The organism is Marinilactibacillus kalidii (assembly GCF_017599325.1).
Taxonomy (GTDB): domain Bacteria; phylum Bacillota; class Bacilli; order Lactobacillales; family Carnobacteriaceae_A; genus Marinilactibacillus; species Marinilactibacillus kalidii.
Genome location: NZ_JAGFVM010000002.1, coordinates 16,870 through 29,650 on the forward strand (window position 1 = coordinate 16,870; position 12,781 = coordinate 29,650).

Sequence of the window (12,781 nt, forward strand, 5' to 3'; positions counted from 1 at the left end):
TCCTGTTCAAAGTTATTGATTAGTGTTATCTTACCAAAACCACGCCATTGTCGCAATAGCAATTTCACATCGACGTACAAACATTAAAGACCGTTTAGCCTTAAGCCAAACGGTCTTTATCAATATTAAACAGCTAAAACTTGATTAATGTAAATCATATCTGATTCAAGACCATTTTTTTCTTTCAACTGTTGTACCGTTGTATTCATTTTCAAAGCAATAGCAGATAACGTATCGCCACTGACAACTTTGTAAGTCTTAGAAGTTGATGGTTTAGCTTCTGTGACTGGCTTCGTTGAAGTGGTATTGATTGATAAAGTCTGTCCAACAAAGATCATATCACTAGATAGTTGATTCCATTCTTTGATTTGAGCCACGGTAGTATTATATTGTTTTGCAATCTTAAATAACGAATCACCTGAAGCGACAACATATTTACCAGATACCGTTTGCTGAGGTGATGGTTTAGGTTGTGACGGTGCGGAAACAATTGGTGTATTTTCTGCCAGAACAACCAGTCTTTGACCCACATAAATAGTATCTGAATCTAAATTGTTAGCAGTTTTTAACTGACTAACTGTTGTACCATATTTCGCAGCTAGGCCAGATAAAGTGTCTCCTACGACAACAACGATACGATTAGTCTGGTCATTTACAGGATTCGGTGCATTAACAACTGGTTTAGGGCTAGATTGAGCACCAGCAACACGCAATTTTTGTCCTACGAAGATCTTATCTGAAGACAAGTTATTGTCTTTTTTCAACTGATCAACCGTCACGCTGTATTGACGAGCGATTCCACTAAGGGTATCTCCTGACACAACCGTGTACTGACCGTTAGTTGTAGTCGGTTTAGTAACAACGGGCTTTGTAACAACTGGTGCTTGTGTCGCACTTTTACCATTAATTACTAATGTTTGATTCAAATAAATCATATCTGAAGTCAAGTTATTAGCTGCTTTGATGGCAGAAACCGACGTGTTAAATCTTCTGGCAATTGAACTCAGTGTATCTCCTGAAACGACTTTATAACTTGAAGTCGCCGATTCTTGCGGTTTAGAAGTATTTGAATTTCCAGGTTTCGGTGTTGTTGTTCCTTTTCCAGAAATAGTCAATTTTTGGTTAACAAAGATTAAATCACTATTTAAATTATTCGCTGTTTTAATGGCTGCGACTGTTGTATTGAATTTTCTTGCAATACCAGAAAGTGTATCACCCGCAACGACTGAATAACTAGAAGGTGCTGTCACTTGTGTGTTTCCATTATTGACTGGTGTAGATGTACTAGGTGCCTCACCAGAAAGTTTCAAGGTCTGATTCACGAAAATCAAATCATTTGTTAAATTATTTAATGATTTGATTGAAGCTACTGACGTATTGAATCTTCTAGCGATAGATGTCAATGTATCACCTGAAACAACTGTATAACTAGACGCTGTTGATTGATTCGGTTTAGATGGTGTCGGTGTTGTTGACCCAGAACCACTCGTTGTACCTGATATTCTCAATGTTTGATTCGGATAAATCAAATCACTTTTCAAGTTGTTTAGAGATTTAATCGCTGACACAGTAGTGTTGAATCTTCTTGCAATAGAAGAAAGCGTATCACCTGAAACGACTTTATAACTTGATGTTGTTGCATTACCGGGATTACTTGGTTTAGGCGTTGTAGATCCTGAACCATTTGAAGTACCTGATACAACTAACTCTTGATTCACGAAAATCAGATCACTCTTCAAATTATTTAAAGATTTAATCGCATTAACTGTTGTATTAAAACGACGGGCTATAGATGTTAATGTATCGCCACTCACGACTGTATAATTTGTAGTCACAGAATTATTCGTATCTGGTTTAGGTGTTACTGGAGCTGGTTTTGATGGCGTGTTTGAACCATTATTAGCTGCTCCACCTGGTATATTCAAAGTTTGATTCACAAAAATCAAGTCACTCTTCAAGTTGTTGGCGGATTTGAGCGCAGCAACTGTTGTACCATATTTTCTAGCGATTGAAGTCAGTGTCTCTCCTCTAACCACGGTATGTTTACTGTTTGTTGTATTACCAGAAGCAGGAGGCGTCACTGGAGTTGATGGCGCAGGTGTAGTTGAACCGCCATTACCTGTATCTACAGGACCAGAATAATTGCTATCAAAACGAGTCAAATCGTATAAGGCAATAATATTATTTAATTTATTCGCATAAGTTGGATCTGTTGCATATCTTCCTTGCAACCAAGCAGTAGCATCTTTATAGGAATTCGTTCTTTCAACCCATGCTCCTGCATAGAATTCGTTGTTCCAGCTTGTACCGCTTCTGATTAGACGAGCATTATCTTGAAGTGATTCAGCATAGCTAGGATATTTTTTGAAGTAATCTGTGATCGTGATCCAACCAGTACTTGCATAGTACTCTTTGGTACGCATCGCTACAGATTGACCATTATAAGAACCTTTTATCCCAAACAAGTTGTGATTGGGTGGTGATGCTAGTGCACTTTTACCATAACCTGATTCTAAACTTGCTTGAGCAATCATAACTGAAGCATAAATGCCATTTTCTTTGGCAATTTTCTGAGCATGACCCGCAATCTGGTTAATAAATTCAGAAGAGGTTTTAGCTTGGCTTAAATTACCTGTGCTCGTATTCGAACCACTGTTAGATGAACTTACTGCACTAACCCCTGCTTGATTAATCGCAATTTGTTGTCCTACTTTAATAACGTTTGGATTTGAGATTTTATTTAAAGCAATAAGGTTTGCAACACTTGTATTGTAAGACTTCGCAATTTTATTTAGTGTATCCCCACTTTTAACGGTATGGACAATTGCTTTCGTTTCAGTTTTTGCCGTTTTGGGTGCTGGCTTGACTTCAGGTTTCGGTGTTGGTTTTGTTTCCACGGGTTTCGGTGCCGGTGTCGTTTCTACCGGCTTGGTTTCTACCGGTTTAGGCGTTGGTGTTTGTTCTTTTACTTCTTCTTCTTTTTCTTCGTCAGTAACTTCACTGACTGGTTGGACTTCTTCACCCGTATCTTCAGGAGCTTCTTCAACAGATTCCTCTGTGTCAGCCGCCTCTGTCACAGTATCTTCAGTAGGCGAAACTGTATTGGTCAGGTTCTTTTGTAAGAAAACAGGCGCTGTTTCTGTTTCTGTTTCTGTTTCTGTTTCTGTTTCTGTTTCTGTTTCTGTAGATTTTAAATCTTCTGTGACGACAACTTCAACTATGTTTTCAGAATCTTCTTCCTCAATTGTTGTAGATTCTTCTGGTGTTTCAGTTTGGTCTGAAAGCGGCTCTTCTTGAGCGATGGTTTCATTACGCTCAGATTGTTCTAATTGAAAAGTAAGTAATGCTTCAAAAGCTATATTTAAGTCATCATACGATAATTCTTCAACATTTAATTGAGCAAGTAGATTTTCTCCACCAGCCATTTCAATCATTCTAATGAGTTGCGCTTTAACAAATGCGAGTTCTTCAAGTTCTTCATTTGTAGGTGCTTCAACTTCTGAACCTTCAGATTCATCCAAAAAATCTTCTTGTTCTTTGACAGTTGTTTGCAATTCGTTATACTGATCATATAATGCTTGGATTTCTTCCGTGTTTAAGTCTACTTCTTCAGCTTGGACAGCTTCTCCAAATCCGGATATAGCGACTACTCCAGCTAATATGCTTGAAGACATTGTCATTTTAAGTGAGCGATTCTTTGCTCGCTTTGTGTATAAAGCCAATAAGTCTTTCTGGTTTCTCATTTATTTAATTCTCCTCTCAAAAAAACAAACCCTTAAAAGTTTCTTTGTTCTCATATTATACAGTTAGTATTGGTCAAAAGGAACAGTCTAGTAATGATTTTTATTAAATGTCATATTGCTGTAACATAGAACAACGTTTGTAATTTTAAGAATGTTGTAATATTTTACAATTGCTCATATTCAATTAGAAATATTAACCTTTAACTAGGTATTCTGTGCAGTTTTAGTAACCACCAATAAAATAATTTATAAACATATAAATTATGAAAGGAAGTGTCACATTTTACAATCCCCTCTGCGATTTTGTCATCAATTACTATCAAATTATATTTCAACTGGCGATAAAGTTATTGACGCTACAGTAGGAAATGGTCATGATACAATCAAATTAGCTCAATTGGTTGGCCCTACAGGTCACGTTTATGGATTCGATATCCAACAATCAGCAATCGAAGAAACACAACAAAAGTTACTGTTAACTGGATTAACGGAACAGGTCACACTTTTTCAGCAAGGTCATGAAACCATTCATACATCCGTTGATGAAAAATCCATCCAGGCAGTTATATTTAATCTAGGCTATTTACCTAAAAGCGATAAGTCTATTATTACACTTCCAGAAACAACCTTAGCAGCTATAGAACAAAGCTTAAACATATTGACCCCCGGTGGCATCATAACCATCATGGTCTATTACGGACATGCCGGTGGAGAGGATGAAAAAAATGCCGTAGAGCATTACCTAGAAACGCTATCCCAAGATTCTTACGCCATACTAAAATATGGTTTCATCAATCAAGTAAACACACCGCCTTTTCTCATTGCGATCGAAAAGAAAAAATAGTAAAGACCATATCCTTCTCAGGATATGGTCTTTCGTGTTTCTATTTCGTTTTAATATAAGTTTCGCCTAATCTTGCGGGTGCCTCGGAACGTCCGATGACGCCTACAAGCACGATGATCGTTAACAAGTAAGGCATGATCAAAAGCCAGATTGTTGGTATATCTTGGATGATTGGAATATAAGTTCCAATACGAGCTAAACTTTGTGCAAAACCAAAGAAAATCGCTGCGCCCATAACACCCAACGGATTCCATTTACCAAAAATCATTGCAGCCATTGCAATGAACCCTTGACCAGCAATCGTTAAGATACCGAACTCATTAGAAATTGCCTGAGCTTGAATTGCTCCACCCATTCCGCCTAACAAACCAGAAATAAGTACACCAGAATATTTCATCATATAGACTTTGATTCCGAGTGTTTCTGCTGCATGAGGATGTTCTCCTACTGAACGTAATCTCAATCCAAATCTTGTTTTGAATAAAATAAACCATGAAAGGATTGCAACTATGATACCAAAGTAAGCAGGCCCAGAAGTATTTTCAAAGAAAATAGGTCCAATGACCGGAATTCGATCTAATAAGAAAATATTCGTTCTACCAAAAGACACTGGTAAAGGACCAGTTTGAGCAGCCCCAAACATTGCTCTTGTTAAAAAGACACCTAGCGCTGGAGCAGCTAAATTGATGACTGTCCCGGAAATAATATGATCTGCTCTTAAATTGATTGTTGCAACTGCATGAATGATAGAAAACAGCACACCGATGAATCCACCAGCAAGCAAGCCCATCCATGGAGTCCAATCACCAAAAGCAGCAGCAAACTGAATATTGAATACAGCTGACATAAATGCACCCATAACCATGATGCCCTCTAGACCGATATTTACTACACCACTACGTTCAGAGAAAGTACCGCCCAAGGCAGTTAAAATTAAAGGAGCAGCATATATTAACGAGCTCGAAACGATTAATTGAATAATACTTAAGGTGTTCATACGTCTCCTCCTTGCGATGCTGAATTAGTTACTTCTTTTTTAGCAGCAATCTTATCTAAAAAATAGCGAATAATGTAGTTTGCTCCTACAAAAAAGATGATAGCCGCAATTACGATATTTGCCATTTCATCTGGCACACCCGCTTGATTAGGCATAAATCCAGCACCGATATTCAATACACCAAATAAAATAGAAGAAAAGAATATCCCGATTGGATTACCAAGACCCAGTAGTGCTACCGCTATACCGTTAAATCCGATATCTGGTAAGCCACCTTGTGTAAAGATATTACCGAACGTTCCAAGACCATGCACTGCACCACCTAAACCAGCTAAAGCACCACTTAAGAACATAGATAAAATAATATTCTTTTCAGCGCTCATTCCAGCATATCTTGATGCTGAAGCGTTCAATCCTACTGCTCTAATCTCAAATCCAGCAGTGGTTTTGGTCATGAAAACCCAGTATAAAATAACCACAATGATTGCAATGAAGAAGCCTACATTTAAACGAGAATTTTGAGTCAATGCTGATAACCATGCAAAGCCCATATTCGCATTTTCACCAACTCTTTCAGTTGAATTTCCAGATTCGGATAAGACATTTCTAATTAGATAATTTGTTATTTGAAGGGCTGTATAATTCAGCATGATACTGACGATTACTTCACTTGTACCAAAATAAGCTCTCAAAAATCCAGCTATCGAAGCCCATAATGCACCAATGATCAATCCAATAATCAAACTGAGTGTTACAAGTACAATTCTTGGTAAATCAGGAAAAGCTAGCGCAAACCAAACGGCACTGACCCATCCTGCTAATGCCTGACCAGCAATACCAATATTAAAGAAACCAGCTTGAAAGGCCAATGCAAATCCAAGACCAGTAAAGGTTAATGCAGTTGCTTGTCTTAAAGCTTCACCAATAAAATATGGACTTTGGAACACACTTACAATCATAGCTTGATAAGCGAGTATTGGATTATATCCAAATGCTAACATTAAAATTGCGCCGAAAATAAAACCAAATAATATGGACGTAAGCGGTACTATTAAACCACTTAAAAAACTTTTATGTTGTCGAATCAACTGCATCCTTCTCCTTTTCTTTGCCTTCGACTTGCTCTTTTGCATCGTTTAAAGATACACCCGCCATTAATAATCCTAATTCAGATTCATTCGTATCTTTAGCATTAACGATTGCGATGATTTTGCCGTCGTACATCACTGCGATTCGATCTGAGACATTCATGACTTCATCGAGTTCATAACTCATCAGTAAAACAGCTTTACCATTGTCTCTCAATTCAACTAGTCGACTATGGATATATTCGATAGCACCCACATCTAAACCACGAGTTGGCTGAGCAGCAATTAAAAGTGCAGGATCTCTATCAACTTCTCGAGCAATAATTGCTTTTTGTTGATTTCCCCCTGATAAAGACGCAGCAGTATGTTCTTCACTAGGTGTGCGAACGTCGAATTCTTCAATCAGTCTTTTAGCATGTACTTTGATTTCTTTATAGTTCAAAAAGCCATGATTACTAAATGGTTTTTGGTAGTACGTTTGCAGTGCAATATTTTCTTCTAATGACATCGGCAGAACAAGGCCAAACTTCTGACGATCCTCAGGTATATGACCCAAACCAGATTCAGTAATCTTTCTAGGTTTAAGATTCGTTACATTTTTTCCAGCCAGTTCTATCGTTCCACTGGAAGACTTTGTCAATCCCGTCAAAGCTTGGATGAGCTCGGACTGCCCATTTCCATCTACTCCGGCAATTCCAAGTATCTCTCCAGCCTGTACTTCAAAACTGATACTTTTAACAGCATCAAATCCACGTGTTTCTTTGACCGTTAAATCTTTGACTTTTAACACAGTTCCTTTAGGGTTAGCTGGCTTTTTATCTACTTTAAATGATACTGTTCTACCTACCATCATATCTGCCAAGCCTTGTTGAGAAGTAGATGCTACATCTACCGTATCGATACTTTTCCCTCTACGAATAACTGTACATCTATTTGCAACTTGTTTGATTTCATCGAGTTTATGAGTAATAAGAATAATGGATTTACCTTCATTAATGAGTTTCATCATAATTCCCATTAACTCTTTAATCTCTTGCGGTGTCAATACCCCTGTAGGCTCATCAAATATTAGTATATCCGCACCACGGTATAATGTTTTTAAAATTTCAACCCGTTGTTGCATTCCTACACTTATATTTTCAATTCTAGCTGATGGGTCTACTTTCAATCCATATTGATCAGATAATGCTTGAATTTCTTTTTCTGCTTTCTTACGGTCAATATAACCAAATTTAGTTTTTTCTCTACCAAGCATGATGTTTTCAGCTACAGTAAATTTATCAACGAGCATGAAATGTTGATGGACCATTCCAATACCGAGCTCATTTGCTACATCTGGAGATGAAATTTTAACAGTTTTTCCATTTACTTTAATTTCTCCTGACGTTGGTTCTAATAAGCCAGAAAGAATGTTCATTAAAGTCGACTTACCCGCACCATTTTCACCTAAAAGAGCGTGTATTTCTCCTTTTCTCAAATCTAAATGAATATTGTCATTCGCTCTAAAATTTCCGAATTCTTTCGTGATTCCGACCATTTCAATGACATGTTCTAATTCAGACAAAAGACGACCTCCTTGATTCATATTTTTTTATAAAGTTTATATGTTTCTCCTATTATCTTACATCATGAACGCGTATTCAAGTTCGTCTGGAAACAATATGTGCTAAAACATAGTATTTCACAGAGATTGTGCTAAAAAATTCAAAAATACATAATGGCTCTAAAAAAGCGCCAGTCACCCGACTAGCGCTTTTTATTAAATTTACTTGTTAGAGCGATGACTCAAAGAATAAAGACTATTCTGCTACTGGAGCTTCTGGAACCTCAATATCTCCATTGATGATTGCTTCTTGTGCTTCTTGCACAGCAGTCCAAGCTTCTTCAGACATGTTTCCTTCAGTAACGCCTACGCCATCTTCAGCCAATCCGTAAATCAAGTTTTCTCCACCTTGGAATCCTTCGTCTTTCGTTTCGTTAGAAGCTATTTGAATCGCAGTACCTACACCTTTAAGTGAAGATGTTAATGTTAAGTTTCCGCCATCGTACTCGCCCAACTCTTCTTGGTCACGGTCAACACCAATTACCCATAATTCTGTTTCAGAGCCAGATTCCATACGGTCGGTAGCTTCTGTAAATACACCGTTTCCTACTGCACCTGAAGCGTGGTAGATAATATCTGCGCCTGCAGAGTACATACCTGCTGCAATTTGTTGACCAATCGCTGCATCAGAGAAAGACTCAGCATACTGAACATCTACTTCAATTGAAGGATCCACTGACTTAACGCCTTCTACGAATCCAGCTTCGAATTTATCAATAACTGGTCCAGCAATTCCGCCGATAAAGCCAACTTTGTTTGTTTGAGTAGAATGTGCAGCTGCAACACCTACTAGATATGCGGCTTCGTTATCACGGAAGTTTAATGAAACAACATTATCTTCCTCTACTACTGAATCAACAATCCCAAAATGTTGGTCAGGGTTAGCTGTTGCTACGTCTTTTACAGCATCAGTTAATTGGAATCCAACACCATATATAATATCGAATCCAGCTTGAACGGCTTGATTTAAGTTAGGTACAAATTCTTGAGGATCATTTGATTGGAAATAAGCTACAGCGTCGTCACTATAACCATTATCTTCTGCCCATACTTGCATACCTTCCCAAGCTGATTGGTTAAATGAACGGTCATCTACTCCACCCTCATCTGTTACCATTCCTAGAGTGAAATCTGCTGTTTCTGTAGTATCTGCGCTGTCGTTATCGTCAGTACCTGTTGAACCTGTATCGCTTGCGTCTTGTCCTTGGCAAGCTGCTAATAGCATAGCAGATGCTCCAATTGCAAAAAGATTTCTTAATTTAGTAGTCATTACGAAATTCCTCCAATTAAAGTATGTGTAGAGCTGCTCCTGAATCAGTATTTAACAGACTGTGCTTAATCCACCAAATTCATTCCACAATTCTTTTATTTTTTATCTCGAACTAATAGTAACATTTCTGTAAAGAAAAATAAACCCTAAATACGATTAATCATTGTATATTTTATTCAGATCGTTCACATGAAACCGCTATATACCCGTACATTCTAATTTTGGTATCGGATTTATTCCTAAATCATCTACTCTTGCATAAAAAAAGAATCCACTAGTTCGTCATTCCTAGCGGATTCTTTACAGTATATTTACATTATTATCATGATAGTGGTCCGTTATCTTCAAGAGATTCAGTAGGTGGTTGAACAAGTACTTCTCTTGGCTTAGATCCTTCTGATGGTCCAACTACCCCTCTAACTTCCATCTCATCTACTATACGAGCGGCTCTGTTATAACCAATTCTAAAACGTCTTTGAAGCAATGAAATACTTGCGGTCTGCATGTCGACCACTAACGCAACAGCCTCATCATAAAGCTCATCTTCAGCCTCACCTTGACTTGCTACAGGTTCATCTTTAGGAATCATTTCTTCTACATAATTGGCCTCTTGTTGATCTTTAACAAAGTTGACAATAGCTTCAACTTCTTCATCTGAGATAAAAGCACCTTGTACGCGGTTAGGTTTATTTTCTCCCATCGGTTGGAATAGCATATCGCCTCTACCCAGTAACTTCTCCGCACCATTACTATCTAAGATAGTTCTAGAATCTGTCCCACTGGAAACAGCAAATGCAATTCTTGAAGGGACATTCGCCTTGATGATACCAGTAATAACATCAACACTTGGACGTTGCGTTGCTAAGATCATATGGATTCCAGCTGCTCTTGCCATTTGCGCTAATCGTGTAATCGAATCTTCCACATCATTAGAAGCAACCATCATCAAATCAGCTAACTCATCCACAATCACGACGATATAAGGTAGTGGTAGTAATGCTTCCCCTTTTTCTTCATTCCTTTTTTTAACAAACTGATTATATCCAGCCATATTTCTTGTTCCACTAGCAGCAAATAACTCGTAACGTCTTTCCATTTCCTGAACGACTTTGTTTAATGCTTGTGAAGCTTTTTTAGGATTCGTTACGACAGGTGTTAATAAATGAGGAATACCATTGTATACATTCAACTCAACCATTTTCGGATCAATCATCATCAACTTAACTTCATTTGGTTTTGCTTTAAGCAGCAAACTAATAATAATCCCGTTGATTGCGACAGACTTACCCGAACCTGTTGCACCAGCAACTAATAAATGAGGCATTTTTGCTAAATCTGCCATTGCCACGTTTCCAGCAATATCTCTCCCAAGTGGCACTTCCAGTAATTGATCTTTGTTCTTGATTTGTCCTTCGATCACATCTCTAAATGATACCATGCTGACTTCTGAGTTAGGTACTTCAATCCCAATCACAGCCTTACCGGGTATCGGTGCTTCCATTCGAATATCTTTAGCAGCAAGTGCCAATGCAATATCGTCTGTCAATCCAACGACTTTACTAACTTTGACACCTGTTGCGGGCTGTATTTCGTATTTTGTTACTGCCGGTCCTAAATTCGCTTTAGTCACTTTAGCTTTCACACCGAAGCTTTCAAATGTTTCTTCTAATTTTGTTACATTGCCCTGAATGATTGTGTATTCGTCTGATTGATCAATGGGCTCTCTTTTATTTAATAATGTAATCGGAGGCATTTTGTATTGCTCATTTTCTTCTTCTCCAATTTCAAAATCAACTGGACCAGATTCCGGTGCTTCTACTTCTTCTTTTTTAGATTCAGTATTTTGCTGGAAACCTTCGATTTTGAGTGCAGTTTGACCAACAGGTGTTGCTTCTACCTCATCATTTTTATCAAGAGAATCAGCCTGGGATACTTCTGCCTTTGGCGTTTCTTCTATGACTTCTGGAGCATCATTTTTACTCTGTTGTTTTTTTGGTTTATTTGATTTTTTCTTTTTCCCGACTTTACGTTTTTCTTTGAAACGATTTAAACCGCTTCCTACAGCCTCGATTCCTTTGCGACCAGATACTCGAATACGATCAAGTAAAGCTTTATATGAAAATTGGAAAAATGTCATGATCCCTACAAATAACAATACCGCCATTACCAAGTATGTTCCGACTGATGAGAATAAGAAATAGCTAAATGCATAAAGGACTGCACCAATCATTCCTCCACCAATATTAGATCCTATGGTAATACTAGTAAATTGTGGTAAAAACATACGCCAAGTCGCACTGATGATGTTTACATCTGCGTTCATAATTGGAGAAAATAATTCAGCATGTTGCCAGACAACCAGCGCACAAAACATTAAAAATCCGCCAATCCACTTCGGACTCCGCATATTTGGACTTTTTCCTTTTATTAGAAGAAAAATACCAATAATAATCAACGCTATCGAAACAATTATGTACGTTTCTCCAACAAATAGACGAAGTAAATTCGCAAAAAATCGTCCGACAAAGCCAAACTGTCCAATAGCTAGAAATTGCGTGATCAATAGGATAACACCAATTAATTCAGAAGAAATTTTCGACTGTTTCTTTTTAGGTCTGCCTCTTTTTTTACGTGCTTGTGCCATAATCGTTACTCCCTCATCTCGTTTCATTCTTAAATATTATATCATGAAAAATAGGGGTACGATAGTTCGTTAGCTGATTCTTACTATCTAACTTTACTTTTGACCTTTCTTGCTCTTTCGCTGTAAAATAAAGCTAACAAAAATAATAGGAGGAAAGAATATGGGATCAATCTTTGATGATTTCTTCAAAAAAGGACAAGATAATAAAACTGTTGGTTCAGTTGAATTCGTAAATGAACGTGACAAGCAAGCTGAGAAGAATAAAGTCTCTATTCACATATACGGAAATGTTCAAGGCGTCGGCTTTCGATTCACCACAAAGCAAGCAGCTGATGAAATTGGTATTACCGGAATCGTTCGTAACGAGTCTGATGGTTCCGTTTATGCGGAAGCTATTGGTACACCTGATCAAATCGATCAATTTATAGAGGTATTAAAAAAAGGACCGAGTCCTGCAGCTAGTGTTGACAGAGTTGTGGTTAAATTCGATCAAAACATTGAAGAAAAATCAAATTTTTCTCAGGCCAATTGAAATCTCTTACTTTATAAGGTATAGTGAGAATTAGTGCTTTAACACTACTAACTCATTTAA

At 37.6% G+C, this 12,781-nt stretch carries 8 protein-coding genes and 1 other annotated feature (1 of these 9 cut by a window edge); of the genes, 2 read left to right on the top strand and 6 right to left on the bottom strand.

The window, feature by feature from the left end:
- Window positions 1-19: a binding site (T-box leader), on the bottom strand; it reaches 202 nt to the left of the window's first position.
- 106 nt (window positions 20-125) lie between these two features.
- On the bottom strand, window positions 126-3,743 hold the full coding sequence (locus J5J05_RS00075; RefSeq protein ID WP_208558618.1) for a LysM peptidoglycan-binding domain-containing protein: 3,618 nt from the start codon (window positions 3,741-3,743) through the stop codon (window positions 126-128).
- A 295-nt stretch (window positions 3,744-4,038) separates the two neighbouring features.
- On the opposite strand from J5J05_RS00075, the gene mnmM reads away from it, so the two are divergent.
- A complete protein-coding gene (gene mnmM / locus J5J05_RS00080; protein ID WP_244244536.1) occupies window positions 4,039-4,587 on the top strand; it encodes a tRNA 5-(aminomethyl)-2-thiouridylate-methyltransferase MnmM in 549 nt (182 codons plus the stop codon).
- Window positions 4,588-4,627: 40 nt separating this feature from the next.
- Here the strand turns inward: mnmM and J5J05_RS00085 are convergent, their stop codons facing one another.
- The 5 genes from J5J05_RS00085 to J5J05_RS00105 form a co-directional block, all read right to left on the bottom strand.
- Entirely contained in the window at window positions 4,628-5,584 is a 957-nt protein-coding gene (locus J5J05_RS00085; RefSeq protein WP_208558619.1) for an ABC transporter permease, read from the bottom strand.
- The gene (locus J5J05_RS00090; protein ID WP_208558620.1) at window positions 5,581-6,678 is read right to left on the bottom strand and encodes an ABC transporter permease; all 1,098 of its coding nucleotides are present in this window, start codon (window positions 6,676-6,678) and stop codon (window positions 5,581-5,583) included. Before J5J05_RS00090 ends, J5J05_RS00085 begins: the two co-directional genes overlap by 4 nt.
- On the bottom strand, window positions 6,656-8,209 hold the full coding sequence (locus J5J05_RS00095) for an ABC transporter ATP-binding protein (protein ID WP_244244537.1): 1,554 nt from the start codon (window positions 8,207-8,209) through the stop codon (window positions 6,656-6,658). The genes J5J05_RS00090 and J5J05_RS00095 overlap by 23 nt, the downstream gene beginning before the upstream one ends.
- Before the next feature lie 262 nt (window positions 8,210-8,471).
- Window positions 8,472-9,545, bottom strand: a complete 1,074-nt coding sequence (locus J5J05_RS00100; RefSeq protein ID WP_208558622.1) for a BMP family lipoprotein — start codon at window positions 9,543-9,545, stop codon at window positions 8,472-8,474.
- Window positions 9,546-9,867: 322 nt separating this feature from the next.
- Window positions 9,868-12,189, bottom strand: a complete 2,322-nt coding sequence (locus tag J5J05_RS00105) for an FtsK/SpoIIIE family DNA translocase (protein WP_208558623.1) — start codon at window positions 12,187-12,189, stop codon at window positions 9,868-9,870.
- Window positions 12,190-12,349: 160 nt separating this feature from the next.
- Here J5J05_RS00105 and J5J05_RS00110 point away from each other — a divergent pair, with 160 nt between their 5' ends.
- Window positions 12,350-12,721 (top strand): acylphosphatase, encoded by a 372-nt coding sequence (locus J5J05_RS00110; protein WP_208558624.1) that lies wholly within the window; start codon window positions 12,350-12,352, stop codon window positions 12,719-12,721.
- The last annotated feature ends 60 nt before the right edge of the window (window positions 12,722-12,781 follow it).